This window comes from Nesterenkonia alkaliphila (assembly GCF_009758175.1).
In the GTDB taxonomy this organism is placed as follows: Bacteria; Actinomycetota; Actinomycetes; order Actinomycetales; family Micrococcaceae; genus Nesterenkonia; species Nesterenkonia alkaliphila.
The window spans coordinates 70,110-89,324 of sequence record NZ_WRPM01000098.1 but is presented as its reverse complement, the minus strand read 5'-3'; the positions used below and the strand labels follow the sequence as shown (position 1 = coordinate 89,324).

Genomic DNA, 19,215 nt, shown 5'->3' with positions numbered 1-19,215 from the left:
TAGAAAACCCACACCTAGGGTTCCGCGCCTGCCCGAGCACACGTCCCGGCAGGCGCGGAACCCGCTCCTCCCGACCACCGCGAGTGCGGCCCGCATCGGACCAGAGGCGACATACGGGTCCAGAGCGATGTGAGACCGAAGGAGAAGCACATGAGCAAGGCACTGGCGCAGCCCCCAGGGGCAGCGGCATTCAACGCATCACTCGTCCTGACCGGCTGCGCCTCCGACGCAGAATCGGAACCGGACGAGGCGCCGGCCGAACACGAGGACCACGGCGAGGACACCGAGGACGGCCACGAGCACATGGGCCACCCGGAGGACGGCGGGCCGGTGCCCGAAGGCATGGCCGAGGCCGCCGCCCCCGAGTACGCAGACGGCGAGGAGGTCACCCTGACCGCCGATCACATGCCCGGCATGGACGGCGCCCCCGCGACGATCGTCGGCGCCTACGACACCTTCACCTACTCGGTCGACTACACCCCCACCACCGGCGGTGATCCGGTGACCGATCACAAATGGGTCGTCCACGAAGAGCTGGAAGACGCCGGAGACCAGCGCCTGGAGGACGGCACCGAGGTCACATTGGCCGCCGAACACATGGAAGGCATGGACGGAGCGACCGCCACGATCTTCTCCTCGACCGAGGAGACCGTCTACGTCGTCGACGTCGAAGCCGAGGACATGACCATGACCAACCACAAGTGGGTCGTCGAATCCGAGATCGAACCCACCAGCTGATCGCCCCGATGACGGGCCGAGGTCCGAACCAGAACAGGAGGAACGGAACCGGCATGGACAACACACACGATGCCCACCGGCATCATGCTCACAGCGGCGGGCACACCACGCATGAGGACCGACCGGAGCATCATCACCACGACGAGCACGGCGGTCACCACGACCACCAGAGCCACCACGGGCACGATGACCATGCCGGCCACGAAAGCCACACCGGTCATGGTGGTCATGACCACCACGGCGGACATGGGGGTCATGGCGGTCACGGTGATCACGTGGGCCAGTTCCGCCGCCTGTTCTGGATCATGCTCGCCCTGGCGATCCCGGTGGTCGGGTTCAACGAGATGTTCGCCCACTTGGTGGGCTACCACCTGCCCGAGGCTGAATGGGTCTGGTGGGTCTCCCCGCTTCTGGGCACCATCATCTACGTCTGGGGCGGCTCGCCGTTCCTGACCGGCGGAGTCTCTGAGCTTCGTTCACGCAAGCCGGGGATGATGCTGTTGATCGGTCTGGCGATCACTGTGGCCTTCATCGCCTCGTGGGGAGCCAGCCTGCGGATTCTTGAGCATGAGCTGAACTTCTGGTGGGAGATGGCCCTGCTCGTGGTGATCATGCTGCTGGGCCACTGGATCGAGATGCGCTCCCTGGCCCGCACCACCTCCGCACTGGACTCCCTGGCCGCCCTGCTGCCCGATGAAGCCGAAAAACTCGACGATGCCGGGGAAGTCGTCACGGTCGCTCCGGCTGACCTCGTCGTCGGAGACGTCGTCATTCTCCGTCCAGGCGCCTCGGTGCCCGCCGATGGGAAGATCGTCGATGGCTCGGCGTCGATGGATGAGTCGATGGTGACCGGTGAGTCCAAGACGGTTCGCCGCGAGATCGGCGAACAGGTGGTCGCCGGGACGGTGGCCACTGACTCTGGGCTGCGGGTGGAGGTGACCGCGACCGGTGATGACACCGCTCTGGCCGGGATTCAGAAGCTGGTCGCCGATGCACAGGCCTCATCCTCGCGGGCGCAGCGGATCGCCGACACCGCGGCGGCGCTGTTGTTCTGGTTCGCCCTGGGCGCCGCCGCGATCACCGCGATCACCTGGACCCTGCTAGGTGTGCCGGATGCCGCGGTGGTGCGCACCATCACCGTTCTGGTCATCGCCTGCCCCCATGCGCTGGGACTGGCGATCCCGCTGGTGGTCTCCATCGCGACCGAACGCGCCGCCCGCGGCGGGGTGCTGGTCAAGGACCGGCTGGCCCTGGAGTCCATGCGCACCGTCGACTCAGTGCTCTTCGACAAGACCGGCACCCTGACCAAGGGCGAGCCCACCGTCACCGGCGTCGAAACCGTCAGCGGTCGCAGTGAGGACGAGGTGCTGGCCCTGGCCGCAGCCGCCGAATCCGACAGTGAGCACCCCCTGGCCCGCGCCATCACCGGAGCCGCCGGCACCAGGGGCCTCCACGTGCCCAGGGCCTCGGACTTCTCCTCCTCCCCTGCTGTCGGGGTCAAGGCCACCGTCGAGGCCGCGGTCATCGAGGTCGGAGGGCCTTACTTGCTCCAGCAGCACTCCGCCGGCGAGCTGCCGGTGGCCGATCAGTGGCGCGAGGAAGGAGCGATCATCCTGCACGTGATCGCCGACGGCGAGGTCATCGGAGCACTCAGGCTCGCCGATGAGATCCGGCCCGAATCCCGCGACGCCGTCGACGCCCTCCACGCCCGCGGTGTGCAGGTGGTGATGATCACCGGGGACGCCCAAGCCGTCGCCGACACCGTCGCGAAGGACCTCGGCATCGACCGGGTCTTCGCCGGTGTCCGACCGGAGGACAAGGCCGCCAAGGTGGCCGAACTCCAGGATGAAGGCCGCAGAGTCGCCATGGTCGGTGACGGCGTCAACGACGCCCCCGCCCTGGCCCAGGCCGACGTCGGCATCGCCATCGGCGCCGGTACTGATGTGGCCATCGGCTCGGCCGGGGTCATCCTCGCCTCGTCCGATCCGCGCTCGGTGCTCTCGGTGTTCGAACTCTCCCGCGCCTCATACCGGAAGATGAAGCAGAACCTGTGGTGGGCCGCCGGCTACAACCTCGCCGCCGTACCGCTGGCAGCCGGTGTGCTGGCCCCGATCGGTTTCGTGCTGCCCATGAGCATCGGCGCGATCCTCATGTCGGTCTCCACCGTGGTCGTCGCGCTCAACGCCCAGCTGCTGCGCCGACTCGACCTGACCCCCCAAGCCAGCACCGAGCGCATCCTCGAACGCACATAAGGAGAGAACCTGCCATGGCCACCACCGCCCCCAGACCCGCGGATACTACCAGTCACGGCTACATCAGCGACAAAGACCGCTACCTCACCCGGTTACGGCGCATCGAGGGCCAAGCACGCGGCATCCATCGCATGATCGACGAGGATACCTACTGCATCGACATCCTCACCCAAATCAGCGCCATCACCTCCGCGCTGAACAAGGTCGCCCTCGGACTCGTTGATGACCACCTCAACCACTGCGTCAGCCGAGCCATCAACGACGGCGACACCCACGAGGCCGAAGCAAAAATCAAAGAAGCCTCCGCCGCCATCGCACGACTCGTGCGCTCCTAGAAGGACAGGACGGGAACACAATGAACATCCTCACCCGCGGGCTCCAGATACTGAGCAAGACAGGTCACATCGACTTCACCGCCCAGCGCTGCTGCCAAGCCATCCACTGGGCCTTCACCATCCGCCTAGGGCACCGCCCCGGCGGGTCATAAACACTGAGACCCGCATGACGGCCACGCTGTCTGCAACCCAGCTGTCCGGACACAGCGGTATACCCCTGACCGTGCGGGACTATGCACTCGGTCAACGGCCACCGGCGTCACCGCAGAGGCGGGGAAGATGGTCTTCAGGCTCTTCGGATACGGGCAACTACAGCCTGGAGGCGACATCGTTGGCGTCGTCCCCAGCACGGTAGACACCGGCGAGAATCCAGTGAACAGCACCAGTCTCTTCGGGCAATGAGCCTTCACAGTCCTTTGGCAGCTCGAACTGAAACGCGCATGAGTCCGCATGGTCCTAGCATCTTCAATTGCGTACAGTTCAGCTTCATCCGTCATGGGACAGCAATCATCAGTAATGGTTTGAGAGAATATAATATCCGGGCTGGAGATGCACTCATTCTCGCCCCTAATACAGTTTTCACGATCCACCCCGAAGGGTCAACGACTACAACGACCCTCTATGTGGACATTAATTATCTAATCGATCAATCCTTCTGGCGCTATGCCGCAATTCTCTCCGACCGAGATGATGCTTGGGACCTAATTTCTTCTCGCTTCCCCGATCCGACACTCATAGTGAATATCGGTGCTGACCGCATCGGCCTAATGGCTCCGTGGCTTGATCGACTGGTGGAGATGGACCTCGAAGGGGCGATCACTCAGCGCTTTTTCCGAATGCAGGCCGACTTGGCATCCGTACTTGATGTGCTCTCCCCGTTCCTCGATACCTCTCAGGGAGAGCACATTGACCAAGCAGATGAACACCCACAGACATCGCCCTTGCCATCTTTCGGGCCCCTCAGGCATGAAGCTCTTATTCTGCGCGAAACGGTAGAAGACGACATCTCTCAATACCTCACGCTGAAGAATCTGGCGTCCAAGGTTCACCTATCACCATCACAGGCACACCGGATTTTCGTTGAATCATATAACACTACGCCGCTTGCGCACCAAACCACTCTAAGAGCCCACGAAATGGCTCGCATGATACGCACCACACAGCTTCCCATTCAAGATATAGCGCGAAGAGTGGGGTGGAAAGATAGAAGTCATGCGGCGCGGTCCTTCCGCCGTGTGATGGGAGTAAACCCTCGGCACTACCGGCGACTTATCGCCGAAAAGTGAGGGCGATCGTCGCATCGTTGAGGGCAATCTTCTGGTCTCTCCCGTAAGGCTCTCGAAGTCGTCGCCCCGGGCAGATAAACAGGTGGGTCCCTTGTCCGATGCACCGTTCTGACGGTCGTCACCGGGCCTGACCGCTCCGCGTCTGCCAGCCTACGGCGCATCGTACACACCTCATCAGAAATGCCACAGGTTTCGTGGCTCCTGGAGGGAGGCTAGGCGATGACGAGCATACGGTTCCACACCAGACCGGTCCACGCGGCCAGCCTGAGTGGCCTCGATCAGACCGTGCGAGGCCTCCTGTGATGGCTGATCGTGGTGCCCTGTCCTCTGTGCTTGTGCATGTTGATGGCTCTTCTGCGCCCGTTGAGGCAGCCCGAGCGATCGTGGAGGGCGACGTCCCAGTGTTCCCGTGCGCGGCCAATGGGAAGAAGCCACTGACTGCTCGTGGGTTTCATGGGGCGACAACGGATGTGTGGCAGGTCGAGGGGTGGTGGGCGGCCATGCCGCAGGCCAATATTGGGATCCCCACAGGTGCTGCCTCCGGTGTGGTGGTGGTCGATGTGGACCGTCACCCGATGGTGGATGGTTATGAGTCGTTTGCCCGGGCGGAGAATGCTGGGTTGGTCTCTGGGTGGGAGCTGGTGACGCGTTCGCCATCAGGTGGGATGCACGCCTATTTCCCTGCGACATCAGGAGTTGAGCAGCGGTCGTGGCAGGCGGCACGGGCAGGGGTGGATTTTCGCGGTGATGGTGGCTACATCATTGTTCCTCCCTCGAGTCGGGTGATCGGTACCGATCGGATGTTCTACACGGTCGAGGCTGTGAATCCTGGGGAGACCCGCACTCTTGACGCGGATGGTCTGAGGGACTTCCTTGACCCCCGCCCCTCCCCTACCTCACCCGCGTCGATGCCCGAGGCCGTGGATCGGTCTGTCGATGCTTCGCGTCTGGCCTCGTGGGTAGCGCGGCGGCAAGAAGGCGAACGGAATGCTGGGCTGTTCTGGGCTGCGTGCAGGCTCGCGGAGAACGGCATGCCCGCCTCTGATGCGCTGGAGGTTCTGACTTCGGCGGCAGGTCATGCCGGGTTGCACGAGCAGGAGATCACCTCCACGGTGAGTTCGGCCTATCGCACGGTCCATGCCCCACGATCCCGCACCACCGGACAGACGCACGTGAACCGCGGCTTTTCCCACGCGCAGCGCCAGCCAGCTCCCTCTTCACCGCCTGTGTTTCGGGGGTTGTGATGGACATGGTCGCTGGGCGGTGGAGGTGGCCGGTCGTCATCGCAGGGACAGGCACGGTGCTGATCGGGTTGGGCGCGTTCTGGCTGTCCTTCACGGCCTTGGCTGATCTGGCTGCACGCTCTGGGGTGCCAGAAGGACGAGCGTGGGTGTGGCCGCTGCTTGTCGATGGTCTGATCGTGGTGGCAACCATTGCCGTGTTCGCACTCGATCAGCTCACCGGTGCGTGGTATGCCTGGACGCTGCTGATCTGCGGTGCTCTGGTCTCTGTGGTGGCGAATATCCTGCACGCTTTCGTCGCCGCCGACGCGACGGTTCCGGCAGTGCTGGCCGCTGTGGTCGCCGCCGTGCCTCCGTTGGTGTTGCTCGCCTCCACGCATCTGACGGTCGTGCTGATCCGCTCGACCGACCCTCCACCCTCCAGTCCTCTCGTGACCCCGGAACGGCTCGCGCCCATCAACCTGACTTCGTCGTCCCCTGCAGAAGAGATCGCTGCGGCACCGCAGACCCTTGTAGGGCTCACTGAAACGGAAGAAGAACCAGCTCCGGCCGCGGCTACGTCGCGCCCAGAGGGGTATGCCCGGGCGGTTGAGCTGCGTGATCGGGGCTGGTCCAACGCAGCTGTTGCTCGCGAGCTCGGGGTCCATCCCTCCACGATCGGACGCTGGCTCGCCCGGCGTTTCCCGGATTCCCCGTCAGGCACACCTGAAGAAGACCACCAAGAGGCCGCTACCCCACAGACAAGCCGCCCCTCTGCCCCAGTGCGCCCCGGTCCAGATGACCATGTCCCCATCAATACACAGGAAGGTACCCCGTCATGACCACCGACCCCAGTACACAGACCCTAGGCCCACAGTTCGAACCGCCTGCTCCTGAGCCATGGGAGGTACTCAGCGATCCGTCTCTGTCCGACCCAGCAGCGCGGGACCTCACCTCGGAACCATCTCCATGGTCCTCCCTTGATGCTCGTTCCGTGAGCCCGCAGGAGGTGGAGACCGGCCGTGTCGATGCAGACCCTGCGACCCGCAGCATGGGCATCGCCCCTGAGGCGGTGGGTGCTCCTGATGCGGTCGAGCATGAGAAGACCCTGTCCGGTCGTGAACGGCTCCGGCAGGCCATCTCCGTGCCCCGAGGCTCGGGTATCGAATGGGTGCGCCCGACCGAGTTTTTCACTCGCGCTGGCGCTTCGGCCTCCGGGCGCGGGATCGACTACACCGCAGCACTGTCGCAGACGAGCCGTTCCGCCGCCTGGGCGGGAATGCGCACGGTGGGCTCCAAAGCACGGAACCTTCCACCCCTGTCGTCGTTCGGCAGAGGTGGCCACACGGCACCGACCCCAGCCCGCACCAGTGTGGGAATGAGCTAGTCCGGTGATCCCCGATGAGCCCGAAGACTTCCCATGAAAGGACCTCCACACCTAGTAGGCAAGGAGGTAACCCAGACATGACCACTCACACCCCACCAGCGAGCAATGACCGTCCCCAGCAGGGAGCGGAGGCGGCTGAGGATTTCACGACCAGCGATGGGCTGCGTGCACTGCTGACCCGCTTGCACAAATCCGGCGAGGGAGCCTGGACCCACGATCCCGTGGCGACTGAGCTGATGGTCTTCGCCGCGGAGAAATACGCGGCCTTGGCACGGAAGCACTCACTGGACCCCTGGGAGGCGGCAGCGGCGGCCTTCGATGTGATGCGGACCCGCGCCGCACGCACCGCCCGCGACCCGTGGGGCGTGATCACTCACGCGGTGAGGATCACATGTATCGCTGAAGAACGCGGCCAGGGTCTGCTCTGCTCGGTGCACCAAGCCCGCAGAGCCCACATCGCTGCCTTCCACGATCCTGAGCGTTTCGGCGACCGGGAGAACCCCCTGACCGATTATCACCCGGCCCTGCGGGTCACCGACAGCTACGAGTCCGAGAACACCCCGGACCCGGCACGGGATCCACACCGGAGGGCTACCTCAGCCACCGCTGCGGTCGAGGAAGCGATAGAACTGGTCACCGCTCTGGGGTGGCCGGCCGATACCGCCCGGTCCTCCATCGACTACGTCACCGCAGCCTTGGCCCATGCCGGTAATCGCAGGACCGCCTTCGAGTCACTGCGTCGTGACGCCTACGCCCTGGCGTTCCTCGATCTGCCGGTGACCTCCTGGACGACATTGTTGCGCACCCTGCTGGGCCACCCGCATCCCGGATATGCCACGACCAGTATCGGGCGCGGCATCCTGCTGCGGCTGGTTCTCGACGAGTCAGGCGAGGACCTGCTTGAGGATCATGACCTGGTTCTATCGATCTCGTTGGCCGCGCCCTCACCGGGAGGCAGGCGGCGATGAACGAGGAACACATCGAGTTGAACAGGAAGGTGGAGGCGATCACGGTCGGCCACCGGCACCGTAAGGACCTGGGCGATATCGATGCACTGGCCACCTCGATCGAGGATCACGGACTGCTCCAGCCACCAACGATCACCCCGGAAGGATTTCTGGTCTGCGGTGCTCGCCGACTGGCCGCGGTCCGCAAGCTGGGGTGGAGGAAGGTCAGCGTCTGGGTCCGCTCCGGGCTCTCGACCAGGCTGGGTCAACTCATGGCCGAACAAGACGAGAACACCCTGCACAAGCCGCTAAGCCAGCGTGAGGCAGCGGCTCTCTACCGCGAACTCAAAGGAATCATGGGCGAAGACGCCACCCGCAGGCAGTCCGCGACCTGGTTCAGCTCCGAGCGACAGCCCGGAAGTGACGGTCCCGCCACGGTGGCGGGACCGTCACCGGGGCCACCCGGGGAGACCCGACAGCAAGCCGCCCAGATGGTCACCGGCCGGGCCTCCTACACCACCCTGGAACGCATCAGCGACCTCGAACGCCTGGCCGGCGATGCGACAGAACCCGACTCGGTTCGGGATCGGGCGCGTGCCGAACTCGAAGCCATTGACGCCGGTGGCTCAGTCAAGGCCGCCCACCAGCGCACCCAGGCCGAACTCTCCTTGGCCGAACTCGACCGCATCAGCACCGATACCAGCCTGCCTCCCGACGAGCGCGCAAGTGCCCGGGCAGAGGCCGAGGCCCTGCGCGAGGACCGCCCGGAGGAGGCCAGTAGCCTCCAAGCGCTCGCCGATGCCGCCCTGGCACGGGCCCACTCCGAGCGCGACGACACCGAAGCACCACTGTCCACGCCGAAGACTGTGGCTGCGACACCGAAGAAATACCCGGTCAAGGCCTTCCTGATGACCTGGGGTGAGCTCATCGACTGGTGGGTCCACTACGACGTGGAAGAACTGGCCGCAGAACTCACCGATGAGCAACTCGAGTCCTTCCTGACCACCGTTGACGGCACCGCCGCGTTCGCCCACCGGCTACGCACCCTACGCGAGAGCCCGGCTGAGACGGGTCGGCACCTGCACGCCATCTGAGCCAGGAACCCGGCCGCGTACCTCCCCGGTATGAAGAGCTTTCTCAGTGACCGTTCCCGACGCAGGCTCATCGGACTCATCGCAGCGCTGGCCCTGATAGTGGCCGTGGCCGGGATCGGTGTCTATGGGCTTCTGGCCGGCCCCGAGGGCGCCTCTCGGCCCTCCGATTCGGATGACCCCGCCCCGACGGTGGCCGACCCCAGTAACGAGCCCGTCTTCGAGCCGACGATCCCGCCGGTCCCGACTACCTCTGATCCCCAGACCTTCGCCCATGCGGTGGCTGAGCGGATCTTCACCTGGGAGACCACCACCGGGCTGATGCCCCTGGACTACTCCGCGGCCATCCTGGAAGTCGGTGATCCCTCCGGTACCGAACAAGCAGGGCTGGCCGCCGATCTGTCCTCCTACTTCCCCACCAGGGAAGCCTGGATCGATTTGCGCACCTACTCCACCACCCAGTGCCTCAGCATTGAGGACTCCTACACCCCGCAGGCATGGGCCGAGGCCGTCGACCAGGCCCGGTCCGGGCAGCTACCGGCTGGGGCTACCGCGGTGACCATCGAAGGCACCCGTCACCGGACCGGTGTGTGGAATGAGGAGCCAGTGACCACTAAACACGAGGTCGCGTTCACGCTCTTTCTTACCTGCCCCGAGGACGGTAACTGTGCCCTCTTGCGCCTTTCAGAACTGGATAACCCACTGCGGTAAGCCACGAAGAACAGGGGGCATGCCACATGATGAAGAAACTCGCCGCGGCCAGTCTCTGCCTCATCCTGCTGGGACCGGCGGTGGGGCTAGTCAGTATCGGAGCTCTGCTCACCCCCTCATCCAATGCCGAATGCACCATCCCGAACAGTGACGGCAGCATTGATCTGGCAGATGTTCCCGATCAACTCCGCGTGGAGACAGCCAACGGTGAAGCCCTGACCTTGGATCAGACGCAGTTGACCCATGCCGCGACGATCATCGAGTTCGGCTCCGAGATCGACGGCGTCGGGGAGCCGGGAATCATTGTCGCGCTCATGGCAGGCATGACCGAGAGCTCGTTGAAGATGCTGTCGAACACCTCGGCCTACCCCGAATCCGAGGACTACCCCCACGATGGTGACGGCAGCGACCACGACTCCCTAGGGATCTTCCAGATGCGCCCAGAGACCGGGTGGGGAAGCGTCGAGGACCTCATGGACCCGCACTACCAAGCCCAGGCATTCTATGGCGGCCCCGAGGGGCCCAATGGCGGATCACCCAGGGGCTTGTTGGATATCCCCGGGTGGGAGGACATGGACCCCGGCGAGGCCGCCCAAGCCGTGGAGGTCTCGGCCCACCCGGAGCGCTACCGGAACTACGAACCCGTCGCCGAAACCATCCTCGAGACACTGACCGAGACCGGCTCCGGTAACACTGCGGCTGGCGACAGTGCCGACGCGGTCACGGTGGGCACCGTCGTCGAGTCCTCACGCGTGATCTTCCCGCTGCCTGAAGATACGTGGGTGCTTACCAGCGAGTATGGGCCCCGGACCCACCCGGTGACCGAGGAAGAACGGCTCCATGCCGGTACTGATTTCGCCGCCCCCGATGGCACACCGATCCTCGCTGCCGCTGATGGCACGGTCACCACTGCCGACTACACCGAGTCCGGTGGTGGGCGCGTCATCATCGAGCACACCATCGACGGCGAGACGATCGCCACCGCCTATCTGCATTCCTGGGCCGAGGGCATCCACGTCCAGGCCGGGGACACCGTCAGCGCGGGCCAGCACATCGCTGATGTTGGCAGCTCCGGGATGTCTACCGGTCCGCATCTGCACTTCGAAGTCCGCGAAGGAGGCGAAGACGGCGAGCACACCGACCCGGCAGTGTGGCTCAATGACCACGATGCCGCTGACCTTCCCGAGGCAGAAGCCGGCGATCCCGAGGCCCACGGCTGTGAAACCGAGGACGACTCCCCCGGCGGTGAGCCTGAGACCGAGAACGGCGACCCCACTGAGATTGTCGATGACCCCACCAGCGAGGGACAGATCACCGCGCGTATGCTCCACGTCTATCACCAGACTCTCGAGGAGTTCCCCGATACCTCCTGGGCCTGCTACTCCCCTCGCCCCGGGCAAGAATCCGACCACCCACTAGGCCGGGCCTGTGATGTCACCTTCGGCAACCCGATTGGCCAGCACCCCACCGACTCCCAGCGCGAAGCCGGATGGGAGGTCACCTACTGGCTTCAGGAGCACGCCGAGACCCTAGGGGTCGACTACCTGATCTGGGACGGCAAAATCTGGGCGCTGGGTCGCGACGATGAAGGATGGCGCGACTACGACGGCGGTGGAATGCATGACCCGGATGATCCCACAGGCGGCCACTACGACCATCTCCACATTTCCGTCAGCGAAAATTAGCAATTATTACATCTAATGTAATCCGCTTGTTCACTAGTTCTACTATAGCAATCGCTGAGTAGAACTCTACTGCTTCTGCCCTCAGTGTAGACCTGGGCGTGACGGACACCCTTCTACATGGATCGAAACAGGTCGGACATGACGTGCCGCGCGAGGTCCGCCAATGGGCGAAGTGCCTTCTGACACTGGATATCTGCCACTGGATACTTGGGGTTAGCTACGCTTCTGCGGAACCGTCCGTTGGAAGACGCGCGAGTGGTCCTGGAATTTCGTGTCGATCCAGTCGTGCATGGCCGTGGTCACCCATTCACCAACGAGCGGATTGACACAGTACGTCTCAACATCGGGGTGTTTGGAGACATCGGGGCAGGTGACCAACCCGACGAGCTGGAGCATCTTGAGTTTGGCGGGGTCGGCGATGAGATCAATGGCGGCATTGAACGAGGCAGTCAGTGCTTTCCTCAGGGCACCCTCGACGACGGCCGACAGCACGTTATCAGCCCCGAGAGCTGAGACTACTGCCTCTGCGGTCGCTCTTGCGGTCTCGCTTGCTCGCTTTTTCGATTCGGCGACCAGTTCTAGTACGGATGCACAAATACTGCACAGGAGGTGTAGCTCGCTAACAGCGGCCTTGAGCTGTTCCTCATCGGGCTCGCTCAAGTCTTCAGCGACAATTGTCTCCACGAAGGGGCCGATCAGGGCTGTGAGCACCGCGTGTGCGCGCTCATGGTCTGCAGTGCTACCGGTGAGAACGAGAACGTCTATGGCATGGGTGACAGCGTAATCAGTGCACAGAGATCCTAGAAGAGAGTCTGCGTCAGGGTCTGGACTGTGGGCGGCAGCGGCAATGGCCTCACGGGCGGCCCTTTTTGCCGCGGTGACCCGCCATCCGGAATAGGTCTTGCGCTTTTCTTCCTTCCAGACCAAGGCACGGGCTCTCTCGGTGTGCGGGCCACCGTGAAAACTGCCCTCGCATGTGCAATCGCACTGCTCCGGTGTGGTGCGTACCGCGTCAGCGCAGGTGACGCTGTGTCCGTGGTCCATAATCGCCTCCTTATCTCATATGACCATCGTCTCACTGCACAGGGGCATGTCGCCGATGACCGCCGAACTGTGAATCACCACGGCGGTCTCTTCTAGCCGTGAGGCAACGCGGCCCAATCCCCTAGTGCTGCTTCATTCGGCCACCCACACGCGGGGGCTTTGCCCGCGGCTAGTCATGAGGGTCTGGCATCACTGCCTGATGCCCGTCTGCTCGTTCATGCGATGGGCACGTCGGCGTACCTGGAGGGTATGGAGCTTTCGCTTTCGCCTGCCGTGCTTCGGTGACTGAGGTGTTGATGACCGTTTTCCCTGACTTCGATGGTGTTGGCGGTATCGACGACATCAAAGAGGTCGTCGGTGCCCTGCTGACGGTCGTGCTGATCCTGGCTGTGTTGATGATCATTGTCTCGGCCATCATCTGGGCGATCGCCTCGTCCAATAGCAATCCCAGTGCCGCGACGAAGGGACGCATCGGGGTCTGGGTCAGCCTCGGGGCAGCGGCTTTGGCCGGTGCCGGGGTGGCCTGGATCTCCTGGCTCATCGACCTCGGCGAACAGCTCTAAACCGCATCTTGTGACGCCAGCCGTCTCACCACCGGGTGAGGCGGCTCTTCTGCGTGCCCGCGGCACGGATGGGCGGTGGTGAAAGGAGGCGAACACCTGATTGGTGACCCAGTCAACGCATCGACTACCGCCCCTGTGCGGGCCGCGTGAACAGGAGTGCACACGTGTTCGAGTTCTTTCCCCTTCTGCTGGCCATCACCGAGTCGGTGACGGCCAATATCGACATCAGCCCCAACGACGATGGGCTACCCGGTATCGCTCAGCTGCGCACCATTGTCGGGGCGGTGATGACCATCGGTCTGATCCTTTCGGTGCTGGCTTTGATCATCAGCGCGATCGTCTGGGGTTTCGGCTCCAATTCTTCGAATCCGCACCTGGCAGGTCGCGGCAAGATCGGGGTGCTCATCTCCTGTGGTGCCGCGGTGATCTGTGGTGCCTCAGTGACCCTGATCAACTTCTTCTGGGACGTCGGCCAGCAGGTATGACCTGGACCCGCGTGGTGAAAGCCGAGGTCGAGCCATGAGCGTATGCGACGTCCCTGTCATCTCTGAAGTCTGTGATGCCGTCGGCGAGGGTGCGGCCACCTTGGTCTCTGCGCCCTTTGACTGGCTGGCCTCAGCCATGGGTGAGGCCGCCGGGTGGCTGATGGAGACCATGTGGACTGTCTTTGACTCCACCACTCTGGTCGATGTCACCAACGAGGGCTATCTGGCGGTCTACAACCTGGTCTTCGGCATCGCGGTGATGGTCGTGCTGATCTTCTTCTGCCTGCAGCTGATCACCGGGCTGATCAAACGCGACCCCAACGCCCTCGCAAGGGCGGCACTCGGGGCGGCGAAATCCGTGCTCGGCTCGTTTTTGGTGATCACTCTGACCGCCTTGCTGCTCGAGATCGTCGATCAGCTCAGCGTCGGGGTCATCCAGGCTGCCGGAGAGACCACGGAGTCCATGGGCGACAAGATCGTCTTACTGACTGCCGGGCTGACCACGATCAATATTGCAGCCCCCGGTGTCGGCGCGATTATCACAATTTTCCTGGCAGGTTTGATGATCGCCGCCATCGCCATCGTCTGGTTCTCCCTGCTGATCCGCAAAGCCCTGTTGCTGGTGGCGATCGTGTTGGCACCGTTGGCGTTTTCTGGGGCCGCCTGGGATGCCACCCGCGGTTGGATCGGCAAATGGGTGGCCTTCGTCATTGCCCTGGCCGTGAGCAAGCTGGTCCTGGTGATCGTCTTCCTGATCGCGATCACCCAGATGGCCACCCCGATTGAGGCCGATCTGCAAGCGGTGACCGAACCGATCACCGGGATCGTGCTGATGGGAATCGCCGCCTTCGCCCCCTATATGGTCTATCGGTTTATCTCCTTCATCGGCTTTGACCTCTACAACACCATGGGCGCGGAGCAGGAATCCAAGAGCGCGATGAACCGCCCAGTCCCGACCCCTGGCAAGGGCGGCGGCTCCCAAGGGTCGGGATCTGGGCAGGGCCCGCAGAAGATCTTCGGTGGCAAAGAGGGCTCGGGGGCCAAACCCGGCAGTCAAGGGGCCAGCAAGACCTCCGGTGGTCCTCCTGCCTCGGGTGGCCCGGGCGCCACCGCTAGCAGTAGCGCCGGCGGTGGCGGCGGGAGCGCGGCTGCTGGCAGTGGTGCTGCAGGACCTGTGGCCGCCGGTGTGGTCATCGGCGGAAAAGTCCTCAACGACGCCGGTAAAGCCGGACCCCAGGCAGGCAAGAACCTCGGCAGTGAAGCCGAGACACACGCCGGGGCCGCCGACCAGAACGACACTGCTTCCTCCCCGGGCTCTTCGGAGAAACCAGGGTCTCCGCGCTCGCAGGGCTCACCGGACTCCCCCACCCAGTCACCGAGCTCGTCGTCACAGCCGCCCCAGTCGGGGGCTTCCCCGGCCTCGGAGGACCCCTCGCAGAGCAGGCAGAACCCGAAGAAGCGGGCGAAGGATTCACCCCCGCCGCGATCGGGACAGAACCCTCGGGCCGATGTCGATCCGATCAAGGGAAAGGAGTGACCGGGAATGGGTGACTCATCTCAGGACACCGCAAACGCCTCGTCGGAGTTGGCGCTGGTGAAGTTCTCCCGCCTCTCCCGCAGGGGCGTGCTGTTGGGGCTGTCCTTGTCCCAGTTGATCGTGCTGGCCATCGGGGTGGTCAGCCTGGTCGGTGCCTTCTACGCAGGCGGCGGGCTGCTGATCGCCTACACCGCCCCGATCTGGCTGGCCTCCGCCGCCCTGGCCTGGATACCGGTGGCTGGGCGTGTGGCTGTGGAATGGGTGCCGGTGACCACCAGGTGGCTTTGGCGGGCCACCGGTGCTCAGCTGCTCTACCGGCGCAGGATCGTCACACCCCGGCCCGCTGGCACCCTGGCCCTGCCCGGGGACGCGGCACGGCTACGCGAATACACCGACCCCGAGACCGGGGCGGGAATGATCCACGACCCCAAAGACCAGACGCTGACCGCGATCATCGGTCTCGAACACCCGGCCTTCGTGCTGCTGGACCCGGCCGAACAAGACCGCCGCACCCAAGCCTGGGGCCGGGTGCTGGCCACCACCTGCCGATCCGGGCGGATCGCGACCATCCAGGTCCAGGAACGCACGCTGCCGGAATCCGGGTCGGGGCTGGCCGAGTGGTTCGCCGAACACGGCCACCAGGATGACTCCTGGGCCTCACAGACCTATGCCGAGCTCATCGAACGGGCCGGGCCCGCCGGAGAGCGGCATTCAACCACGATCAGTCTCAGCCTGGATATGCGGGCCTGCCATCGACAGATCCACACCGCCGGGGGCGGGCTGCGCGGGGCGGCAGCGATCCTGCGCCAAGAGATGGGAGCGTTGACCGCTGCCCTGCGCTCAGCTGACCTGTCCCCCTCCCCGTGGTTGACACCGGGGCAGATCGCCGTGATTCTGCGGGCCGCCTATGACCCGGCCATCGCCGCGGCCTTAGAACGCCACGGATCGTTGGGTCAAGAGCTGGCCACCGCCGGGCCGGTCGCAGTCAATGAGTCCTGGACCCACCTGCGCAGCGATTCGGCCTATCACGCCGTGCTCTGGGTCTCGGAATGGCCCCGCTCCCAGGTCTATGCCGGGTTCCTCTCCCCACTGCTATTGACCACGGGCATCGAACGGTCCTTCTCCCTGATCTGTACCCCGCTGCGCACCGATCAGGCCGCCCGGGATATCCGGAAAAAGAAGACCGAGCACATCAGCGACCGGGCACAGCGCCAACGCATCGGGCAGATCGAAGACGCCTCACACACGGCTGAATTCGACGACGTGCTCCAACAGGAAGCCGATCTGACCGCCGGTCACGGCGTGCTGCGCTACACCGGGCTGATCTCGGTCTCGGCCCCCTCACTGGAGGAGCTCGATACCGCTGTGGCCTCCCTCGAACAGGCCGCCATCCAATCCAGCTGCGAAACCCGCCGCCTGGTCGGTCAACAGGCCACCGCCTTCACCGCCGCCGCCCTACCCCTGTGCCGGAAAGTCTGACACCGGCCTCGGACCTTCCCTGTACCCAAGCCCCTATGTGAGTGAGACCCATGCCGACATTCAACGACCCCCTCACCGACGCCGCCGAAGCCAGCGAAGCCCTGCGCGGCCTCGCCCATTCCACCGGCAGCTTCGAGACCCCCGCGGATACCTACCCCGTCATGGGAGAACTGTTGGCCACCACTCGGCGTCTCAGCCAGGTGCTCAACCAAGTCGCTACCGCCCACACCAGCAACCTGGGGCGAGCCCGCGACGACGAGGGCAACACCCTGCTGGGAGCCCATGCTGCCCAAGCCGCAGCAGCAGAACTACACAAGGCCTCCGGACTGCTCGATGAAGCAGAAACCCACCTCGATGCCGCCACCGGTCACAGTGGCCGCATCGCCTGGGCCCCTCCCCCGGTCACCGTCGAAGCCGAGCCTGCCCAACGGTGGCTCAGCGTGGTCTTCCTGCAAGGCTCCGAGGCCGACGACGTCCTCGATGTCATCGACACCGATGGCCCGGATGCCGCGATCGAGCATCTATCAGGCTTCGACTACGGAACAGAGACCACCGATGTGGCCATGGAAGACGGTCACGTCTACGACCATCCACCGGCAGGGTCACTGGATCAGGAAACCGATCTGGGCGAATACCGAATGGTCCACAACCACGCCCTGGGCCACGTCGGCCTCTACCGGCATCACACGATCCACCCCGCCGATCAGCTCCCCGACCCCCCGTCCAACGGGCTGGTCCCCACACACCGGGCCACCGGGAACCGAGGGCCCACCCCGGACCCGACATTGCTGAACAAAAGCACAGCACCAGCTCCCGCCCCAAGTGCAGCCGTGGGGCCTGCTACCGAGGTTGGTGAACGCGCCGGCCGGGCACCGCAGGAAAACACCTGGTTCACCCACCGTGGCACCACCGACACCCAGCAGCGCGGGGTGTCCCTATGAGTGATACCGAGCGTCTGCACACCTCGGTGCTGGTGACTCCGGCGAAAGAGCGTCGCCGGGCACGTCAACGGCGCCGTCACGCCGCCGCGGAGGTCCTGGCCGAACAGCGGCGTACCCGCAAAGCCGAAGCCCAAGCTGAGGCGGAGGCCGCCCGGGCCGAGCGGCGCAATACCCACTACCTGCCCTCCGCCGGTGAACCGGGTCCGGCCATGCTGCGCACCCCGGGCCGGTTCCGGCTTCCCCGCCACCAGGACACCAGCGCGACCCTGGCCGGAGCCTACCCCTTCCTGGCCGAGGGAGGGCTGGGCAGCAACGGGGTCTTCATCGGCCAGGACCTCTACTCCGGGGGAAGTTTCGTCTATGACCCCTGGGTGCTCTACTCCCAGGGCCTGATCACCGCCCCCAACCTAGTCCTTGCCGGGATCGTCGGATCGGGCAAGTCATCACTGGCCAAGAGCCTCTACACCCGCAGCTTACCGTTTGGCCGACGCGTCTACGTCCCCGGAGACCCGAAAGGGGAACACACCGCCGTCGCGCAAGCCCTCGGCGGCAAAGCCATCACCCTGGGCCATGGGCTCAGCACGCGGCTGAACCCGCTGGATGAGGGTTACCGGCCTGCCGGGATGAGCGATGAGGAATGGAAGACCACCGTGTCCTCCCGTCGTCGGGATCTCATCGGCGCTCTGGCCGAAGTCGTCCTCGCCCGTGCACTGACCCCACTGGAACACACGGCTATCGATACTGCTCTGGCTGAGGCGGTGCGCGAGAACTCCACGCCGATCCTGCCGATGGTCGTCGACCATATCCTCTCCCCTTCCGAGGACCCGGATGGGCGCTTAGCTGAGGACGGGCGCGTGCTCGGCCACGGACTGCGGCGCTTGATTCGCGGCGATCTCGCTGGACTCTTCGATGGGCCCTCCACGGTCACCTTCGACCCCACCTTGCCGATGATCTCCCTGGATCTCTCCCGGGTCACCGAGAACAGCACTCTGATCTCCGTGCTGATGACCTGTTCCTCAGCCTGGATGGAATCAGCACTGCTGGACCCCACCGGCGGACAACGGTGGGTGATCTACGACGAGGCCTGGCGGCTGATGAATCAACCCGCCCTACTACGGCGCATGGACGCTCACTGGCGACTGGCCCGCCACTACGGGATCGCCAATGTCCTGATCTTCCATAAGTTGACCGACCTGGAAAACGTCGGTGATAGCGGCTCAGCCATGCGCGCCCTAGCGAACTCCCTGTTAGCCAATGCCGAGACCCGAGTGATCTACCGGCAGGAATCCGACCAACTCGGGGTAACCGCCTCGACCTTGGGATTGACCAGAACCGAACGCAAACTGCTACCGACCCTCGGCGTAGGTCAAGGGCTATGGAAGATCAAGGAACGCAGCTTCGTCGTCCAACAGCAACTACACGCCAAGGAGCTGGAACTCTTCCGGACCGATGCCCGCTACCTCGGCAAAACCTAGAAGTTCGCGAGAAGATGCGGGTCACCACCCTGTATCGGG

The 19,215-nt window shown here is 64.4% G+C and carries 19 protein-coding genes; 18 read left to right on the top strand and 1 reads right to left on the bottom strand.

Features of this window, described 5'->3' with window-relative positions; translation table 11 throughout:
• Window positions 1-150 precede the first annotated feature (150 nt).
• From GNZ21_RS14055 to GNZ21_RS14005, 12 genes are all read left to right on the top strand, one after another.
• The gene (locus GNZ21_RS14055; RefSeq protein ID WP_157325414.1) at window positions 151-738 is read left to right on the top strand and encodes a YdhK family protein; all 588 of its coding nucleotides are present in this window, start codon (window positions 151-153) and stop codon (window positions 736-738) included.
• Window positions 739-791: 53 nt separating this feature from the next.
• On the top strand, window positions 792-2,990 hold the full coding sequence (locus tag GNZ21_RS14050) for a heavy metal translocating P-type ATPase (protein WP_157325412.1): 2,199 nt from the start codon (window positions 792-794) through the stop codon (window positions 2,988-2,990).
• 14 nt (window positions 2,991-3,004) lie between these two features.
• Window positions 3,005-3,325 carry a metal-sensitive transcriptional regulator gene (locus tag GNZ21_RS14045; RefSeq protein ID WP_157325410.1) on the top strand — a complete coding sequence of 107 codons (321 nt, stop codon included), beginning with the start codon at window positions 3,005-3,007 and terminating at the stop codon, window positions 3,323-3,325.
• A gap of 20 nt (window positions 3,326-3,345) precedes the next feature.
• Window positions 3,346-3,477, top strand: a complete 132-nt coding sequence (locus GNZ21_RS16110; RefSeq protein WP_268234837.1) for a hypothetical protein — start codon at window positions 3,346-3,348, stop codon at window positions 3,475-3,477.
• Between the two features lie 246 nt (window positions 3,478-3,723).
• Window positions 3,724-4,611, top strand: a complete 888-nt coding sequence (locus tag GNZ21_RS14040) for an AraC family transcriptional regulator (RefSeq protein ID WP_188503673.1) — start codon at window positions 3,724-3,726, stop codon at window positions 4,609-4,611.
• Window positions 4,612-4,940: 329 nt separating this feature from the next.
• On the top strand, window positions 4,941-5,855 hold the full coding sequence (locus GNZ21_RS14035) for a bifunctional DNA primase/polymerase (RefSeq protein WP_414477749.1): 915 nt from the start codon (window positions 4,941-4,943) through the stop codon (window positions 5,853-5,855).
• 5 nt (window positions 5,856-5,860) lie between these two features.
• Complete coding sequence (locus tag GNZ21_RS14030) at window positions 5,861-6,673, top strand: DUF2637 domain-containing protein (protein ID WP_157325437.1); 813 nt, start codon at window positions 5,861-5,863, stop codon at window positions 6,671-6,673.
• A 152-nt stretch (window positions 6,674-6,825) separates the two neighbouring features.
• Entirely contained in the window at window positions 6,826-7,218 is a 393-nt protein-coding gene (locus GNZ21_RS14025) for a hypothetical protein (RefSeq protein WP_157325404.1), read from the top strand.
• 77 nt (window positions 7,219-7,295) lie between these two features.
• Window positions 7,296-8,186: a hypothetical protein gene (locus tag GNZ21_RS14020; protein ID WP_157325403.1), complete on the top strand. Its 891-nt coding sequence runs from the start codon at window positions 7,296-7,298 to the stop codon at window positions 8,184-8,186.
• On the top strand, window positions 8,183-9,259 hold the full coding sequence (locus tag GNZ21_RS14015) for a ParB N-terminal domain-containing protein (RefSeq protein ID WP_157325402.1): 1,077 nt from the start codon (window positions 8,183-8,185) through the stop codon (window positions 9,257-9,259). Before GNZ21_RS14020 ends, GNZ21_RS14015 begins: the two co-directional genes overlap by 4 nt.
• 30 nt (window positions 9,260-9,289) lie before the next feature.
• Window positions 9,290-9,967: a hypothetical protein gene (locus GNZ21_RS14010; RefSeq protein ID WP_157325400.1), complete on the top strand. Its 678-nt coding sequence runs from the start codon at window positions 9,290-9,292 to the stop codon at window positions 9,965-9,967.
• A gap of 26 nt (window positions 9,968-9,993) precedes the next feature.
• Complete coding sequence (locus GNZ21_RS14005; RefSeq protein WP_157325398.1) at window positions 9,994-11,652, top strand: M23 family metallopeptidase; 1,659 nt, start codon at window positions 9,994-9,996, stop codon at window positions 11,650-11,652.
• 213 nt (window positions 11,653-11,865) lie between these two features.
• Here GNZ21_RS14005 and GNZ21_RS14000 read toward each other — a convergent pair whose 3' ends face one another.
• Window positions 11,866-12,696: a hypothetical protein gene (locus GNZ21_RS14000; protein ID WP_157325396.1), complete on the bottom strand. Its 831-nt coding sequence runs from the start codon at window positions 12,694-12,696 to the stop codon at window positions 11,866-11,868.
• A gap of 296 nt (window positions 12,697-12,992) precedes the next feature.
• Here GNZ21_RS14000 and GNZ21_RS13995 point away from each other — a divergent pair, with 296 nt between their 5' ends.
• The 6 genes from GNZ21_RS13995 (at window position 12,993) to GNZ21_RS13970 (ending at window position 19,176) form a co-directional block, all read left to right on the top strand.
• Entirely contained in the window at window positions 12,993-13,259 is a 267-nt protein-coding gene (locus tag GNZ21_RS13995) for a DUF6112 family protein (protein WP_157325394.1), read from the top strand.
• 164 nt (window positions 13,260-13,423) lie between these two features.
• Window positions 13,424-13,744 carry a DUF6112 family protein gene (locus tag GNZ21_RS13990; RefSeq protein WP_229659499.1) on the top strand — a complete coding sequence of 107 codons (321 nt, stop codon included), beginning with the start codon at window positions 13,424-13,426 and terminating at the stop codon, window positions 13,742-13,744.
• Window positions 13,745-13,778: 34 nt separating this feature from the next.
• Window positions 13,779-15,281, top strand: coding sequence for a conjugal transfer protein TrbL (locus GNZ21_RS13985; protein WP_229659500.1), 1,503 nt, complete (start codon window positions 13,779-13,781; stop codon window positions 15,279-15,281).
• Between the two features lie 6 nt (window positions 15,282-15,287).
• Window positions 15,288-16,760 (top strand): PrgI family protein, encoded by a 1,473-nt coding sequence (locus tag GNZ21_RS13980; protein ID WP_157325392.1) that lies wholly within the window; start codon window positions 15,288-15,290, stop codon window positions 16,758-16,760.
• Between the two features lie 50 nt (window positions 16,761-16,810).
• Window positions 16,811-17,701 (top strand): hypothetical protein, encoded by an 891-nt coding sequence (locus tag GNZ21_RS13975; protein ID WP_157325390.1) that lies wholly within the window; start codon window positions 16,811-16,813, stop codon window positions 17,699-17,701.
• On the top strand, window positions 17,698-19,176 hold the full coding sequence (locus GNZ21_RS13970) for a TraC family protein (protein ID WP_157325389.1): 1,479 nt from the start codon (window positions 17,698-17,700) through the stop codon (window positions 19,174-19,176). The genes GNZ21_RS13975 and GNZ21_RS13970 overlap by 4 nt, the downstream gene beginning before the upstream one ends.
• Window positions 19,177-19,215: the final 39 nt, after the last annotated feature.